We start from the raw sequence: 15,879 nt of genomic DNA on the forward strand, positions 1-15,879 counted from the left end.
GCCTTTTCGACCGGCCGGCCGCGGACTTCCCCGCGGCGCGGCCGCCGAACCTCATGAAATCCCGCACCCCCCTCCCTCCCGAAGACACCGACGCGGACGACGACCAGACGCCGTTCCTCGACCCCGGCAAACCCAGCAAGACGCGCCGCAAGCAGGCCTCGCACGACCTGCAGGAGCTGGGCGAAGCGCTGATGGAGCTGCCCGCCAGCCGACTGGCCAAGCTGGACCTGTCCGACACGCTGCGCGACGCCATCGACGAGCTGCGCCGCGTGCGCTCGCACGAGGGCCGGCGCCGACACCTGCAGTACATCGGCAAGCTCATGCGCCACGTCGACCCCGAGCCACTGCGCGAGGCCGTGGCGGCCAACCGCCTGCCGTCGGCCAAGGAAACGCTCGCCCTGCACGAGGCCGAGCGCTGGCGCCTGCAGCTCGTCAGCGACGACGGTGCGCTCACCACCTGGCTGCGCGAGCACCCCGAGACCGACGCCCAGACGCTGCGCAGCCTGATCCGCGCCGCCCGCAAGGACCGCGCCGAGGCCCAGGCCGCCGCCGCAGGCAGCGAGCCGCGCAAGAGCCGCGCCTGGCGCGAGCTGTTCCAGCTCGTCAAGGCCGGCCTGGCCGGCAACGCCGCAGCGCCCCCCGACGATCACGACGATGCTGGAGATGACACCGATGACTGACCCGACCTTGACCTCCTCCTCGACCGCCCTGCCCCCGCCCGAGCCGATCCGCATCGGCCTGGTCTCGGTCAGCGACCGGGCCAGCAGCGGCGTCTACGAGGACAAGGGCATCCCGGCCCTGCGCGACTGGCTGGAGCGCGCACTGTGGAACCCGATCGAGTTCGTCACCCGGCTGATCCCGGACGAGCAGGCCGGCATCAGCGACTGCCTGCGCGAGTTGGTCGACGGGCAGCGCTGCCACCTCGTGCTGACCACCGGCGGCACCGGCCCGGCCAAACGCGACGTCACGCCCGAGGCCACACTGGCGGTGGCCGACCGGGAGATGCCGGGCTTTGGCGAGCAGATGCGCCAGATCAGCCTGCGCTTCGTGCCCACCGCGATCCTGAGCCGCCAGGTGGCGGTGATCCGCGGCCAGAGCCTGGTCATCAACCTGCCCGGCCAGCCCAAGTCGATCGCCGAGACGCTCGAAGGCCTGCCCCAGGCCACGCCGCCGGCGCCCGGCATCTTCGCCGCGGTGCCCTACTGCGTCGACCTGATCGGTGGCCCGTACATCGAGACGCGCGAGGGCGTCATCAAGGCCTTCCGGCCCAAGACGGCGCAGCGCCCGTCGCGCGGCTGACCGCACCGGGGCCCCACCGCGATACCCCGATAGCGCGATACCCCGATACCGCTGGGGCGTGCAGCGCCGCTTCAGCCTGCGGCGGCGTCCTCGGCCCGCGCCAGTTCGCAGCGGTCGCGCCCGGCCACCTTGGCGCGGTACAGCGCCGCATCGGCCGCGGCAAACAGGGCCAGCGCGTCCTGGCCGTGCTGCGGGTACACCGCCACGCCGATGCTGGCGGTCACCGGCCCGACCTGCAGCCGGTTTTCCCTGGGCTGCATGGCCAGGGCCTCGCGCACGCGCTGCGCCACCTGCCAGGCTTGGTCCAGGTCGGCCTCCGGGCAGATCACCACGAACTCCTCGCCGCCCCAGCGGAACGCCAGGTCCGAGCGCCGCAGCGCGCGGCCGAAGGTGCGCGCCACCCAGCGCAGCACCTCGTCACCCGTGAGGTGGCCATGCAGGTCGTTGATGCGCTTGAAGTGGTCCAGGTCGACCAGGCACAGCCCCAGTGAACCGCCCTGCCGGCGGCAGCGGTCGAGCTGCGCGGCCAGAAAGTCCTCGCCATGGCGGCGGTTGGGCAGGCCAGTGAGGCCATCGCTGGCCGCCAGGCTCTCCAGCGACAGCTGCACCATCTTGCGGTCGGTGATGTCCTGCAGCATGCCCACCATGCGGGTCGGCTTGCCGGCGCCGTCCCGGTCGCTGACGCGGCCGTGGTCGTGCACCCACAGGTAGTGGCCGTTGCGGTTGCGCAGGCGGTACTCGGCCTCATAGCGCACGCGCCGGCCGTCCAGGTGTTCGCGCAGCAGCCGCTGCACGCGGGGGGCGTCCTCGGGGTGCAGATTGCCGGTCCAGGTGCCCAGCAACGGGCGCATCTCCTCCGGGCCGTAGCCCAGCATGCGCTGGAGCTGCGGGCTGAAGAAGACGCTGTCATCGCTCAGGTCCCAGTCCCACAGCCCGTCGGCAGCTTCGTTGAGCGCGAACCACAGCTGCTGCTCGCGCTCATGCAGGGCGTGCTCGATGGCCAGGCGGCGCGTCACATCGCGCGCCACCGACAGGAAATACTCCTGCTCGCCCAGCAGGAAGCAGGTGGTCACCACCTCCACCGGCACCTCGTGCCCGTCGCGGTGGCGGTGCCGGCCAACGAAGACATAGGGCGACTGCGTGCGGATCACCGCGGCGATGTCGCCCCACTGCGGCGCCCCCACCACGTCCTTCTGCAGGCTCAGCACCGAGTGGTCCAGCACCTCCTCGGGCGACAGCCCCAGCATGGTCCAGCCGGCCCGGTTCGCCCACACGATGCGCGACGTCAGCGGCTCCAGCAGGTAGACCGCATCGGCCATCCGCCCGAACAGGACCTCGGCGGCAGGAAGCGCGGGTGTGCCCGACATGGCCGGCCCGTCAGCGCACCAGCCGGTTCAGCCTCTCGGCATCGAACTGCTCGGTGGTGTGCGCGTCCTGCGGCACGCAGGCCTGCGCCGGCAGCTCGCGCGCCTGGCCGGAGAGCGTCTCGATCGCCTGCCAGAGCATCGCGATCTGGTGCTCGTGGCCAGCGGCGTTGTCGATCAGCCCCTTCATCGCCTGCGCCACCGGGTCGTCGCCCTGCGTCACGCCGTAGGCCGAGAAGCCCATGCGCGCCGCCGCGCTCTCGCGCTTGGCGTCCTCTTCGGCCGCGATGATGCGCGCCGGGTTGCCCACCGCGGTCGCCCCCGGCGGCACCGGCTTGGTCACCACCGCACCCGAGCCCACCCGCGCGCCAGCACCGACCGTGAAACCGCCCAGCACGCAGGCGTTGGCGCCCACGATCACGCCCGGCTCCAGCGTCGGGTGCCGCTTGGCACCCTTCACCAGCGAGGTGCCGCCCAGCGTCACGCCCTGGTAGATGGTGCAGTCGTCGCCCACCTCGGCCATCTCACCGATCACCACGCCCATGCCGTGGTCGATGAACACCCTCCGACCGAAGGTCGCACCCGGGTGGATCTCGATGCCCGTCAGCCAGCGCGCCGTGTGCGAGATGAACCGCCCCAGCCAGCGCCAGCCCCGCAGCCAACAGGCATGCGCCAAGCGATGCAGCAGCAGCGCGTGCAGGCCGGGGTAACAGGTGAGCACCTCGAAGCGCGACCGCGCCGCGGGGTCGCGTTCCAGGATGCAGGCGATGTCTTCACGCAGGTGGGAGAACATGGACGGATGGCAGGGGCGGCGTGAGCAGGGAGGCCCGAGGGCCTTGTTGCAGGTTGCAACCGGTTCAGAGTGTAGGGGTTGATCCGGAGCGCTGCAGCACCGAGCGGGCGATCCCCCGCAGGATGTGGATCTCCTCGGTCGTCAGTTCGGCCCGGTTGAGCAGATGGTTCAGCCGCGGCAGCAGCTTTTTCGGCGCCGCGGGGTCGAGGAAGCCGATCTGCACCAGCGTCTGCTGCCAGTGGGTGAGCGCGCCCTGCACCGCGTCGGCGCTGGCGCGGTTGGCGGGGGCGGTGCGGGGGGTCACGTCGAAGCCGCCGAGCGCCTGGCGCCAGTCGTAGGCGATGAGCTGCACCGCCTGGGCGAGGTTGAGCGAGCCGTACTCGGCCCGGGTCGGGATCGACAGGCAGGTGTGGCAGCGGTAGACGTCCTCGTTGGACAGGCCGAAGCGCTCGCTGCCGAAGACGAAGGCCACGCGCAGGCCGTCGTTCAGCGCCTGGGGTGCCAGCGCGTCGAAGCAGGGCCGGGGGGCGAGCGTGGGCGGGCCGAAGTCGCGCGGGGTCATCGCGGTGGCGCAGAGGTGCTGCATGCCCACCAGCGCCTCGTCCAGCGTCTCGACGATGCGCGCCCGGGTGAGGATGTCGGCCGCGCCGCTGGCCATCGCCACGGTTTCCTCCCGGCTGAGCACATCGGCAAAGCGCGGCTGCACCAGCACGAGGTCGGAGAAGCCCATCACCTTCATGGCCCGCGCCGTCGCGCCGACGTTGCCCGGGTGGCTGGTGCGCACGAGCACGAAGCGGGTCGGGTCGCGCGGCAGCGCGGCAGCCTGGCCAGGCGGGGCGGGCGCAACAGACGGAACGGACGGATCGGCGTTGGCGGGGGGCATGGTCAGGCTCAGGGTCAGGGTCTCTTCGAGGTGTTTTTCAGTTCGGTGCAGAGCCGCTGAAAACGCGCTCGCTCCCACTGCACGGCGCCCGGGTCGCAGGCTAGAATCGCCGGATCTTAGGGGTTTGCCCGGGCTGACGTGACCAATTCGTGCCCGAAGTCGCATCTCCTGCCGCTCTTTCTTCCTGCCAGCTGCCCCAGGCCACCGCGCTCCTCCGTCGAGTCGGCCTGCACCCACCCCACGCCGACCGAGCCTTCGTCATGTCGCAAACCAACCTGCATCCCATGCTCAACATTGCCGTCAAGGCGGCTCGTGCAGCGGGGTCCATCATCAGCCGGGCCAGCATGGACGTGGACCGGCTCACGGTCACCAGCAAGGGCAGCAACGACTTTGTCACCGAGGTCGACCAGGCCGCCGAGCAGATCATCATCGAGACGCTTCTCCAGGCCTACCCGGGCCACGGCATCCTGGCCGAGGAGTCGGGCCGCGAGCATGGCGCGCAGCACAGCGACTACGTCTGGATCATCGATCCGCTGGACGGCACCACCAACTTCATCCACGGGCTGCCGCAGTACGCGGTGTCCATCGCGCTGGCCCACAAGGGCCGGGTCGAGCAGGCGGTGGTGTACGACCCGGCACACAACGACCTGTTCTACGCCACCAAGGGCAAGGGCGCCTTCCTGAACGACCGCCGCCTGCGCGTGTCCAAGCGCACCCGCATGCTGGAGGCCCTCATCGGCACGGGCTTCCCGTTCCGCAAGGGCGACAACTTCAAGCGCTACATGAAGATGTTCGAGGAGGTCATGCAGGCCTGCGCCGGCCTGCGCCGCCCGGGCTCCGCCGCGCTGGACCTGTGCTACGTGGCGGCCGGCTGGTACGACGGCTTCTTCGAGACCGGCCTGGCCCCCTGGGACGTCGCCGCCGGCTCGCTGATCGTCACCGAGGCGGGCGGCCTGGTGGGCAACTTCACCGGCGAGGCCGACTTCCTGCACCAGCGCGAGGTGCTGGCCGGCAACCCGAAGATCTACGCCCAGCTGGTGCAGATGCTGTCGCCATACAGCCGCGTGATCGACCCGGACGAGCTGGAAGCCGGCGCTGCCGGCGCCAAGGCTGCGGGTGCCCAGGCCGCAGGTGCCCCGGCCGATGCCGTGGCGGCGCTGGCCGGCGCCCTGGCCGACGACGCAGCAGCCACAGCCACAGCCCCGGCCCCGGCGGCCAAGAAGGCCGTGCGCATCCGCCGTGCCGATGCCGAAGCGGTGGCCGCCCCCGTGGCGAGCCCCGCCCCAGCCCCCGCTGCGGCGGCCGCCAGCGATGAAGGTGACCCGGCGCCCTGGGCGGCCCGCGAGATCCCGCTCAGCCCGGCCCAGGCGCTGGCAGCGGCCTTCGATCCGACGCCGCCCCCCGAGGAAGCGCCCGCTCCCGTGGTGGTGGTGCGCAAGACGGTGCGCATCCGCAAGGCGGACCTGCCGCCCGCCGAGGAGGCCGAACCGGCCGCCGCCGCACGCGCGCCGCGCGACGAGCGCCCCCGCGATGACCGCCCGGCTCGGCCGGCACGCGGCCCCGCGGGAGCCGGTGGCTTTGGCGACCGCGGCCCGCGCCCGGAGCGGGGCGCAGACCGCGGTGATCGGGGTGACCGAGGCGATCGCCCGCCGCGGGGCGATGGTTTCCGCAGCGATGGCCCGCGCGGCCCGGCTGGCAAGAGCAGCGGCGGCTTCGCGGCCAAGCGCCCCTCCGCGGGCGGCGGTGGTGGCAGCGGCCCACGCGGCGGTTTTGGCGGAGGCAAGCCGCCCGCCAAGCGCAGCGGCGGTGGTGGTGGCAGCAGCGGCGGTGGCCGCGGCGGCCCGCGCTGACCATCTAGATCCGTCTAACGCCCAGGCGTCAACGCCGCGGGCGGCTGGGTGAGCGGCGAGATCGGCTGCGGCGCCGGTGGCAGGCGCGGCTCCTGCGGGTCGGCGTTCGGCGCGGCCGACGGCACCGCGGGCCTGGGTGCAGCAGCCGGCGCGGGCAGGTCCGCCAACTGGCCGCGCCGGCGTGGCGGCACGCGCTCATCCAGCCGCTTGGGCTGGTAGTCGGGCAGGAAGCGGCAGCCCGTGCGTGGCTGCCACGGCGTGTCCAGCGCGCGGCAGGCTACAGCCACGTCGGCAGCGCTGGGCCGGGTGTTGCTCTTGACCCAGCCCTCCAGCGCCGCAGCGGCGGCCAGGTAGGTGGCGTCGCTGAGGTAGCTGTGCTCGCCGTGGTCGGAGTAGACCTGCAGCAGGTTGGCGGCGGTGCCGGCCTCCTCCATCGTCTGGCGCCATTGCGATTCCAGCTCCACGAAGGCCACGGTGTCGCGCACCGCATGCACGGTCAGCACCGGGCGGTGGATGCGCCCGCCGGGGTTGGTGTCCGCCGCCAGCGCCTCCAGCGCGGCCGGATCGGCCCGGTAGCGGTCGACGCGGGCATTGAGCGCCTGGTCGATGCGGGCATCGCCGCTGCCGCGGTAGACCACGCCCTCGTTGCCGAAAGGGTTGGCGCCCTTGAGCTTGCGCCAGACGATGTCGTGGAAGTGCCAGGTCGCCCAGGCCAGGTGGCCGAGCAGGGCGGATTCGGGGATCGTCGTGATGCGGGTGATCGTCTCCAGCGCGCGCTGCTGCGCCGGACTGCGCTGCGCCGCCGGGCGGCTCAGGCCGGTGCACTCGTCCACGCGCTCGGCCAGCTGGGCGCGCGTCATCGGCTGCACCTTGCCGGCGATCAGCGGGTAGCCCATCCACAGCGGGTAGCCGGGTTCATCCGGGCGGGGGTGGTTGTTGCACAGCGCCTGGTAGACCACGCGCAGGTCCAGTCGCACGTCGTAGGCGCGCGTGCCGCCGCCGAGCACGCCACTACTCAGCAGCACGGCGCTGTAGGGCGGGCGGCCACTCATCGCGCGGCGGGGGTGGAAGTCCGGCGTGGTGAAGCGCTCGGCCACCGAGGCGGCGACGCCTGCGCCCCAGCTCTGCCCGTGCAGCAGGGTGAAGGCCGGCTCGCCGTATTCGCCGACAAAGGCCTGGCGGGCGCGCTCGGTGTCGTCGGCCGCGGCGCGCAGCTCGACCCCGCCCTGGCGGAAGCTCGATCCCACCCAGCCCCAGCCGGCACGCAGCCAGACGCTCCAGCGTTGCAGGTCGCGGGCGGTGCGCTCGGCCGAGGGGTCGCCCAGTTCCGGCCCACCATGGGCATGCACGACGAGCTTGCCGTTCCACCCGGTCGGACGGGCCATCCAGATCCAGGCGCCGAGGTGGTCGCGCCCGCGCCGGCACTCGGCGTCCGCGGGCAGGCCCTCCGGGCAGGGCGTCACGCTGGGCAGTTCGCCCGAGAGCTTCAGCTGGATCGACTGGGCCGTGGCGGGCAGCGCCAGCGTCAGACCCAAGGAGAGCAGCGCGGCGCTGCGGCGGAGAACACGGGCAGCGGGGGGCAAAGCGGATCTCCCAGGTGTGGTGGGTGGTTCAGGTGGGGCTCAGGCCAGGCGATTGCGCGCCAGCGGTGGGTTGCGCGCGAAGTAGCGCACGATGCCGGCATACAGCGCCTGCACCAGCTGCGCCTGGTAGCGCTCGCTGCGCAGGCGGTCTTCTTCTTCCGGGTTGGAGATGAAGGCCGTCTCGACCAGGATGGACGGGATGTCCGGCGCCTTCAGCACCGCGAAACCGGCTTGCTCGACCTGCGCCTTGTGCAGCTTGCCGACGCGCCCGATGTGGCCCAGCACCTCGCGGCCCACACGCAGGCTGTCCTTGATCTGAGCGGTGGTGCTCATGTCCAGCAGCGTGCGCAGGATCTGCGCATCGCGCACCGCCGCCTTGATGTTGATGCCACCGATGGCGTCCGAGGCATTCTCGCGCTTGGCCATCCAGCGCGCCGCGGCGCTGCTGGCCCCGGAGGGCGACAGCGCGAACACCGAGGCGCCACGGGCCGCGGGGGTGATGAAGGCATCCGCGTGGATCGACATGAACAGGTCCGCCTGCACCCGCCGCGCCTTGGCCACGCGCTCCTGCAGGGGCACGAAGAAGTCCGCGTCGCGGGTCAGCACCGCGCGCATGCCGGGGCGGGCGTTGATCTTCTCCGCCAGCTTCAGGCCGACCTTCAGCACCACGTCCTTCTCGCGCAGGCCGGTGGGGCCGATGGCGCCGGGGTCCTCACCGCCGTGACCAGGGTCGATCGCGACGATCAGCAGCCGATTGACACTGGCGCGCGCCGTGCTCGACCCACGGGTCGGCTCACCCTCGGCCTGCGCCGCGGGTTGCGGGCGGGGCGGAGCCACCGGCGCAGACGCCGGAGGCGCCTCCGACGGCCGCGACGATGCGGGCGCGGCAACCGGCGGCGATGATGGCAGCGCACCCGGAGCGGCGGGCGGCGACGATGCCGCTGGCGCCTCCGCTGACGTGGCCGGCCGCTGGGATGCCTCCGAATGCTCGCCACCGCCCCCACCGCTCAGCTCACGGCGGTGGCGCGGCCGGTTGGCCTCGCCGGGTTCGCCGTCGCTGGTGTCGAGCTGGCCGATGAAGTCGCCCAGCGCGTCATTCAGGTCCGCCGCCGCCTGGCGCGCGGCCTCCTGGCTGGAGCGGGGCCACTGCTGTGCGGCCGGGCCGGCAGCCTGGATCGCCACCTCGCGCTCCTTGACCAGGGCGATCAGCGGGTCCGGCGCCACCGCCGGGCGCAGGTCGAACACCAGCCGGTGCCGGTAGGGCGCGATCGGCGCCAGCGCGAAGACCTGCGGCGTGCTCGGCCGCTTCAGGTCCAGCACCATGCGCACGCGCGGTGTCGCCGACTGGCCGGTGCCGGTGCCCTGCCCCTGGGCCTGTCCTTGACCTTGGCCCTGTCCCTGACCCAGTCGCACGCTGGCGATGTTGGGGTCGTTGCTGCCCACCTTGGCGACCAGCTCGCGCAGCGCGGCATTCAGCTCCAGCCCGTCGATGTCGATCACCAGCCGCGGCGGGTCGGCCACGGCGAAGTGCCGGACCTGCAGCGCGACGTCGGACTCCAGCGTCACACGGGTGTAGTCGGCCGCCGGCCACACGCGCACAGCCACCAGGGTGGCGCCGCGGGCCAGGTCCGCACCGGCCAGCAACAGCGTCAGGCCGCCGGCCTCGCGCAGCCAGCGGCGGCGAGGCGCCTCGGCGGGCACGTCCGAGGTCGGGAGAAGGGGGCGTCGGCTCATGTCGGCGTCCTGGTGTCATCCGCGGGCAGGGCCGCAGCGGCGGCCTGCAGCAGCACGCGGCCCGGCTCGCTGCGGGCGGCCAGGGTGACCTGGCGGCTCTCGTCGGCCGCCGGGTCGATCAGCAAGTGCAGGTCGGGCTCGGGCAGCAGGCCGCCGGCCTGGCGGGGCCACTCGACCAGCTTGAGCCCCGGCGCGGCGAAGAGCTCGCGAAAGCCCGCGTCCTCCCACTCCTGCGGATCGCTGAATCGGTAGAAGTCGAAGTGCAGCAGGGGCAGCGGCGCCGGATCCGCCTCCTGCCCGGGCGGCAGCGGCAGCTCGTAGGGCTCGACGATGGCGTAGCTGGGGCTCTTGATGCGCCCGGTCACGCCCAGGGCGCGCAGCAGGTGGCGCACGAAGGTGGTCTTGCCGGCACCCAGCGTGCCTTCCAGTTCGATGCAGGCGCGCCGCACGGCCGGGCAGGCAGCCAGGGCCTGGGCGCAGGCGATGCAGGCCGCTTCGTCGGGCCAATGCAGGAGGCGGGTTTCTAGAATCACCGGATGACAGATCTCCGCTCGCAGGAACAGACCACCCCGCTCGACGCGGCGGGGGGGGAGGCCCTGCTGGCTCGGTTGCGGACATGGGCCGAAGCACTGGGATTCTCCCAGATCGGTATCGCCGACGTGAACCTGGCCGATGCCGAGCCGGGCTTGCTGCGCTGGCTGGAGGCGGGCTTCCACGGCAGCATGGCCTACATGGCCGCCCACGGGCTCAAGCGCGCCCGCCCGGCCGAGCTGCTACCCGGCACGGTGCGGGTGATCACCGCACGCATGGACTACCTGCCGCGTCACAGGGATGCGGGCCCGCCGCCGGACTGGCGCGCGCAGGAACTGGCGCGCAGTGCCGATCCGCACGCGGCGGTGGTGTCGGTCTACGCCCGCGGCCGGGACTACCACAAGGTGCTGCGCCAGCGGCTGCAGCGCCTGGCCGAGCAACTGCAGGCGGAGATCGGCCCGCACGGACACCGCGTGTTCTGCGACTCCGCCCCGGTGCTGGAGGTGGAGCTGGCCTCGCGCAGCACGCTGGGCTGGCGCGGCAAGCACACCCTGCTGCTGGACCGCACGGGCGGCTCGATGAGCTTCCTCGGCGAGATCTACATCGACCTGCCGCTGCCGCCCACCGACGATGCGGCCGCACCGAGTCAGGGCGGCCACTGTGGCACCTGCACACGCTGCATCGACGCCTGCCCCACCGGCGCGATCGTGGCGCCCTACCGGCTCGACGCGCGGCGCTGCATCAGCTACCTGACCATCGAGCACGACGGGCCGATCCCCCTCGATCTGCGCGCCGCGCTGGGCAACCGCATCTACGGCTGCGACGACTGCCAGCTGGTGTGCCCCTGGAACAAGTTCGCCCGCCGCAGCGCGTTGCCGGACTTCGACGTGCGTGCGCCGCTCGGCCACGCCACGCTGCTCGAACTCTGGGCCTGGGACGAGGCCGCCTTCCTGCGCCACACCGAGGGCGGGCCGATCCGCCGCATCGGCCATGCGCGCTGGCTGCGCAACCTCGCCGTGGCCCTGGGCAACGCCTGGCGGGAGACGGGCGATGCGGCCATCGCCACCGCCCTGCAGCAGCGCCTGCCCGGCGCGCAGGCGCTGCTGGCCGAGCACATCGCCTGGGCGCTGGCGCAGCGCGACGCCGCCGCGCCCGTTAGTGCAGCGCGCTGAACACCGCCAGCGCCACCGGCACGCTGAGCATGCCCAGCAGGGTCGAGGCGGTGACCAGCCCGGCCACGTAGGGCCCGTCGCCGCCCATGCGCGCGGCCAGCACGTAGCAGCTCGACGCCGTGGGCAGCGCCGCGAAGGCCAGCAGGATCTGCGCCTGCCCGGTGGGCAGCGCCAGCAGCGCACCCAGCCCCAGCGCCAGCGCCGGCAGCAGCGCGTGGCGGATCGACAGCAGCGCCGCGGCCAGACGCGGGGCCTTCTGCAGCCCGCCCAGCTCCAGCCCGGCGCCCACCGCCATCAGGCCCAGCGGCAGCGCCGCCGCGCCGATGCGGCCCAGCACCATGTCCACCGTCGCCGGCAGGCGCAGCCCGGCCAGGTTGGCCAGCAGGCCGGCCACGGTGGCGATGATCAGCGGGTTGTGCGCCAGCTCGCGCAGCGTGTTCTGCCCGCCGTGGCGCGCCAGTGACCACACCGCGCCCAGGTTGCACAGCGGCACGCACAGCGCCACCAGCAGCGCGATCCAGGCCACCCCGGCCGAGCCGCCAATGCGCTCGGCGAGCGCCAGCGCCACGTAGGAGTTGAAGCGGAAGGCCACCTGCGCCCCGCTGGACAGCAGCCGGGCATCCACGCCGGGCCAGTGACGCAGCGCGACCGTCAGCACGAAGCCGCCACCCACCACCGCCCAGCCGGCCAGACTCAGCCCGAGGGACGCGCCCAGGTCCAGCGGCGTGCGCACGATGGCGGTGAACAGCAGCACCGGGAACAGCAGCCAGTAGACCAGCCGCTCGGTGGCGTTCCAGACCGTGCGGTCCAGCGCGGTGAAACGGCAGACGAGGAAGCCGCAGACGATCAGCAGGAAGTCCGGCAGCAGCAGCAGGGCGTGGGTCAGCAACATCGGCCGCGAGCCTACCCGAGGTCCCCCGCTCCCGCTCACCGAGTGCGCAGGCTAGGATGCGCGCCATACCCCCGCCCCAATCCAGGAGACCGAACCATGCAAAGACGTGATCTGTTGACCGCCGCCAGCACGCTGGCCGCGCTCGGCGCGGCAATGACTGCCCTGCCAGGCAGCGCCCTGGCGCAGGGCTACCCGAACAAGCCGGTGCGCCTGATCGTGCCCTTCGCGCCTGGAGGCACCACCGACATCGTCGCGCGCACCGTGGCCGAGAAGATCGGCCCGGCGCTGGGGCAGACCCTGGTCGTGGAGAACAAGGCGGGCGGCGGCGGCATCGTCGGCGCGGCCGAGCTCACCAAGGCGCCGCCCGACGGCCATGTGCTGGGCATGGCCACCGTGTCCACCACCGCAGCCAACCCGGCGATCAACCCCAAGACGCCGTACAACCCGCTGACCGACTTCACGCCGATCATCAACATCGCCGCGACGCCCAACGTGATCGCGGTGCACCCGAGCTTCCCGGCCAAGGACTACAAGGGCTTCCTGGCCGAGGTGAAGAAGAACCCGGGCAAGTACAGCTTCTCCAGCTCCGGCACCGGCGGCATCGGCCACCTGCAGATGGAGCTGTACAAGAACCTGTCGGGCACCTTCATCACCCACATCCCCTACCGTGGCGCGGGCCCGGCGCTCAACGACACCGTGGCCGGCCAGGTGCCGATCATCTTCGACAACCTGCCCTCCGCCCTGCCCTTCATCAAGGACGGCCGGCTGGTGCCCATCGTGGTGGCCGCGCCCGCCCGGCTGAGCGTGCTGCCCAACGTGCCGACCTTCAAGGAGATCGGCCTGGAGCCCGTCAACCGCATGGCTTACTACGGCATCGTCGGACCCAAGGGCCTGCCGAAAGACGTGGTCGACAAGATCGGCGCGGCGGTGAAGAAGACCCTGGAAGACCCGGCGGTGAAGAAGCGCATTGAGGACACCGGCTCGGTGATCGTCGCCAACACGCCCGAGCAGTTCGCCGCCCAGATCCGGGCCGAGTTCGAGGTCTACAAGAAGGTTGTCGAGCAGCAGAAGCTCAAGCTGGATTGAGCGACGTCCCCCAGCCGACCCAGCGGCGCGGGCGAGCGCAGGCGCTGGTGGCCCGGGCGGCCGACCAGGCGCTGATCGACCGCTTCCTCGATGCCCTGTGGCTGGAGGACGGCTTGGCGCCCAACAGCCTGGCCGCCTACCGGCGTGACCTCACCGGCCTGGCCGCCTGGCTACCACAGGCCGACCCGGGCCTGCCGGGTGAGGCTGCACCGCGGCTCAATGAGCTGCGCGAGCACCACCTGCTGGGCTACATCGCCGCGCGCCACGCCGCCACCCGGGCGACCAGCGCCAACCGCCGGCTCACCGTCTTCAAGCGCTTCTACCGCTGGGCGCTGCGCGAGCACCTCTGCAGCGCCGACCCCACCCTGCGCCTGAGCCCGGCACGCACCCCGCTGCGCCTGCCGCACAGCCTGAGCGAAGCGCAGGTCGAGGCGCTGCTGGCCGCACCGGACGTATCCACCCCGCTGGGCCTGCGCGACCGCACGATGTTCGAACTGATGTACGCCGCCGGCCTGCGCGTGAGCGAGCTGACCACGCTCAAGCTGCTGCACCTGAGCCTGAACGATGGCGTGCTGCGCGTCACCGGCAAGGGCAGCAAGGAGCGCCTGCTGCCCTTCGGCGACGTGGCGCGCGACTGGATCGAACGCTACCTCGCCGAGGGCCGCCCCGTGCTGCTGGCCGGGCGGGTCTGCGACGAGCTCTTCGTCACCGTGCGCGGGGCCGCCATGACGCGGCAGATGGCCTGGCACCTCGTCAAGCAGCACGCCCGGAGTGCGGCCATTACCGTGCCGCTGTCGCCGCACACGCTGCGGCATGCCTTTGCGACCCACCTGCTCAACCACGGCGCCGACCTGCGCGTGGTGCAGCTGCTGCTCGGCCACGCCGACATCTCCACCACCCAGATCTACACCCACGTGGCACGCGAACGGCTCAAGCTGCTGCACGCCAGGCACCACCCGCGCGGTTGATTTGGCGCCGCTCCCGGTTTCCCCTCCCCCGATTCGGGGCAGGGGCGAGCACCGAGGAGGATTACCAGGATGGGGGTGACTCGGCACAATGTCACGCACTCCCCACCGCCCGAGGTGCCCATGCTCGACCCCCAAGCCCGTGCCCTGCTCGACCTGATGGAAGCCCGCGGCGTGCCGCCCACGCACACGCTGACGCCAGCCGAGGCCCGCAAGTTCTACCGCGAGCGCCGCTTCTTCTCCCAGCCCGATCCACCCGCGGTGGGTGAGCTGCGCGAGCTGCTGATCCCGGGCCCGACCGGGCCGGCCAGCCCGATCCCCGCACGCCTGTACCGCCCGCTGCAGGCCGCCCAGCAGCCCGGCGAGCTGCCGGTGCTGGTCTACTTCCATGGCGGCGGCTGGACCATCGGCGACCTCGACACCCACGACACGCTGTGCCGCCAGTTGGCCAACGGCAGTGGCTGCGCCGTCGTCTCGGTGGACTACCGGCTCGCGCCCGAGCACGCCTTCCCGGCGGCCGTGGACGACGCCGTGGCCGCCACCCGCTGGGTGCACCAGCACGCCGCCAGCCTGGGGCTGGACGCCCGGCGCATCGGCGTGGGCGGCGACAGCGCGGGCGGCAACCTGGCCGCGGTGGTGGCGCTGACGCTGCGCGACGCCGCCCGCGGTGGCGTCCCCCTGCCGCTGCGCCTGCAGTTGCTCATCTACCCGGCCACCGACATGCGTGCCGTCGCGCCCTCGCACACCAGCAACGGCCAGGGCTACCTGCTGACCCGCGAATCGATCGAGTACTTCCGCAGCCACTACGTGCCGGACCGCGCGCAGGACAGCGACTGGCGCGCCTCGCCGGTGCTGCGCGAGGACCTGCAGGACCTGCCGCCGGCCTTCGTGCTCACCGCCGGCTTTGACCCGCTGCGCGACGAGGGCCGCGAGTACGCCGACCTGCTCAGCGCCGCCGGCAACGCGGTGCAGTTCGTCTGCTTCGAGCGCCAGATCCACGGCTTCATCACGATGGGCCGCCTGCTCGACGAGGCCAACACCGCGGTGGACCTCTGCGCGCGGGCCGTGCGCCGCGCCCTGCTGGGCTGATCAACTTGGGCTGAAGAGCCCGGGCCCGCTCAACCGAGCAGACCGCCGAGGTCCACCTGCAGCCCGGGCAGGCCCGGCAGTGGCGTCGGGCCCGGCGTGTCGGTGGAGCTGATCTCGGCGTATTCGGCCGCCTGCAGCTGGCGGAAGAAGCGCAGGCGGTTCGACTCCAGGTCGACCAGCCAGACCTCCGCCACGCCATGCCGCGCGTACAGCGGCACCTTGACCTCACGGTCGTAGCGCAGGCTGCTGTCAGCCACCTCGACCAGCAGCAGCACGTCGGCCGGCGTGGGATGGGAGCCACGATAGCGGTCTTCGCGCGGCCGCAGCAGCATCAGATCCGGCTCGGGCTCGCTGCGATCGGACAGATTCAGCGGCACCTGGCAGGCCACCCGAGCCGCTGGACCGACCGCCTGCGCCAGACGGTTCAGCAACTCCGTCAGCACCGACGCATGCCGGCTCTTCTGTGGCGCCATGTCGATCACCTCCCCCTCGATGAGCTCCACCCGCTCATCGGGCGAGAAGATGCCTGCCTCGGCCATGCGGTAGTACTCGTCCACCGTGACCCGGTGGCGAGCGAGCTGCAGCGGAGTGTCGATGGCGCCCATGCGGTCATTCTGCGGCGCCGGGCCTGCGCCGTC

The 15,879-nt window shown here is 72.5% G+C and carries 14 protein-coding genes and 1 pseudogene; 7 read left to right on the forward strand and 8 right to left on the reverse strand.

Going from position 1 to position 15,879, the window contains the following annotated elements; translation table 11 throughout:
• Positions 1-53: 53 nt before the first annotated feature.
• Positions 54-680, forward strand: a complete 627-nt coding sequence (yjgA, locus tag NGK70_RS20810) for a ribosome biogenesis factor YjgA (protein WP_251970385.1) — start codon at positions 54-56, stop codon at positions 678-680.
• Positions 673-1,299 (forward strand): molybdopterin adenylyltransferase, encoded by a 627-nt coding sequence (mog, locus tag NGK70_RS20815; RefSeq protein ID WP_251970386.1) that lies wholly within the window; start codon positions 673-675, stop codon positions 1,297-1,299. The genes yjgA and mog overlap by 8 nt, the downstream gene beginning before the upstream one ends.
• Before the next feature lie 71 nt (positions 1,300-1,370).
• Here mog and NGK70_RS20820 read toward each other — a convergent pair whose 3' ends face one another.
• From NGK70_RS20820 to NGK70_RS20830, 3 genes are all read right to left on the reverse strand, one after another.
• Entirely contained in the window at positions 1,371-2,666 is a 1,296-nt protein-coding gene (locus NGK70_RS20820) for a sensor domain-containing diguanylate cyclase (protein WP_251970387.1), read from the reverse strand.
• A 10-nt stretch (positions 2,667-2,676) separates the two neighbouring features.
• Entirely contained in the window at positions 2,677-3,456 is a 780-nt protein-coding gene (gene cysE, locus NGK70_RS20825; RefSeq protein WP_251970388.1) for a serine O-acetyltransferase, read from the reverse strand.
• Between the two features lie 64 nt (positions 3,457-3,520).
• Positions 3,521-4,339, reverse strand: coding sequence for an RNA methyltransferase (locus NGK70_RS20830; RefSeq protein WP_251970389.1), 819 nt, complete (start codon positions 4,337-4,339; stop codon positions 3,521-3,523).
• A gap of 260 nt (positions 4,340-4,599) precedes the next feature.
• On the opposite strand from NGK70_RS20830, the pseudogene NGK70_RS20835 reads away from it, so the two are divergent.
• Positions 4,600-5,631: pseudogene (locus NGK70_RS20835) on the forward strand (inositol monophosphatase family protein); the annotation flags it as partial.
• Between the two features lie 572 nt (positions 5,632-6,203).
• Here the strand turns inward: NGK70_RS20835 and NGK70_RS20840 are convergent.
• Genes NGK70_RS20840 through tsaE form a run of 3 tightly spaced genes read right to left on the reverse strand, consistent with a single transcriptional unit; the run spans position 6,204 to position 10,039 of the window.
• Entirely contained in the window at positions 6,204-7,772 is a 1,569-nt protein-coding gene (locus tag NGK70_RS20840; RefSeq protein WP_251970390.1) for a hypothetical protein, read from the reverse strand.
• 39 nt (positions 7,773-7,811) lie between these two features.
• Positions 7,812-9,506 carry an N-acetylmuramoyl-L-alanine amidase gene (locus NGK70_RS20845; RefSeq protein ID WP_251970391.1) on the reverse strand — a complete coding sequence of 565 codons (1,695 nt, stop codon included), beginning with the start codon at positions 9,504-9,506 and terminating at the stop codon, positions 7,812-7,814.
• Positions 9,503-10,039, reverse strand: a complete 537-nt coding sequence (gene tsaE, locus NGK70_RS20850) for a tRNA (adenosine(37)-N6)-threonylcarbamoyltransferase complex ATPase subunit type 1 TsaE (RefSeq protein WP_251970392.1) — start codon at positions 10,037-10,039, stop codon at positions 9,503-9,505. The genes NGK70_RS20845 and tsaE overlap by 4 nt, the downstream gene beginning before the upstream one ends.
• Positions 10,040-10,042: 3 nt before the next feature.
• Between tsaE and queG the strand changes: the two genes are divergently transcribed.
• Positions 10,043-11,209, forward strand: coding sequence for a tRNA epoxyqueuosine(34) reductase QueG (queG, locus tag NGK70_RS20855; RefSeq protein ID WP_428985541.1), 1,167 nt, complete (start codon positions 10,043-10,045; stop codon positions 11,207-11,209).
• On the opposite strand, the gene NGK70_RS20860 is transcribed toward queG, so the two are convergent.
• Positions 11,193-12,095, reverse strand: a complete 903-nt coding sequence (locus NGK70_RS20860) for an AEC family transporter (RefSeq protein WP_251973850.1) — start codon at positions 12,093-12,095, stop codon at positions 11,193-11,195. The genes queG and NGK70_RS20860 overlap by 17 nt on opposite strands.
• A gap of 102 nt (positions 12,096-12,197) precedes the next feature.
• Between NGK70_RS20860 and NGK70_RS20865 the strand changes: the two genes are divergently transcribed.
• The 3 genes from NGK70_RS20865 to NGK70_RS20875 all read left to right on the forward strand — a co-directional run bounded on the left by NGK70_RS20865 (position 12,198) and on the right by NGK70_RS20875 (position 15,241).
• Positions 12,198-13,187 (forward strand): tripartite tricarboxylate transporter substrate binding protein BugE, encoded by a 990-nt coding sequence (locus tag NGK70_RS20865; RefSeq protein ID WP_251970393.1) that lies wholly within the window; start codon positions 12,198-12,200, stop codon positions 13,185-13,187.
• 44 nt (positions 13,188-13,231) lie between these two features.
• A complete protein-coding gene (gene xerD / locus NGK70_RS20870) occupies positions 13,232-14,155 on the forward strand; it encodes a site-specific tyrosine recombinase XerD (protein ID WP_251973851.1) in 924 nt (307 codons plus the stop codon).
• A 120-nt stretch (positions 14,156-14,275) separates the two neighbouring features.
• Entirely contained in the window at positions 14,276-15,241 is a 966-nt protein-coding gene (locus NGK70_RS20875; protein ID WP_251970394.1) for an alpha/beta hydrolase, read from the forward strand.
• 29 nt (positions 15,242-15,270) lie between these two features.
• Here NGK70_RS20875 and NGK70_RS20880 read toward each other — a convergent pair whose 3' ends face one another.
• On the reverse strand, positions 15,271-15,846 hold the full coding sequence (locus NGK70_RS20880; protein WP_251970395.1) for a Uma2 family endonuclease: 576 nt from the start codon (positions 15,844-15,846) through the stop codon (positions 15,271-15,273).
• Positions 15,847-15,879 lie beyond the last annotated feature (33 nt).

Source organism: Sphaerotilus microaerophilus (assembly GCF_023734135.1).
Classification (GTDB): domain Bacteria; phylum Pseudomonadota; class Gammaproteobacteria; order Burkholderiales; family Burkholderiaceae_C; genus Sphaerotilus; species Sphaerotilus microaerophilus.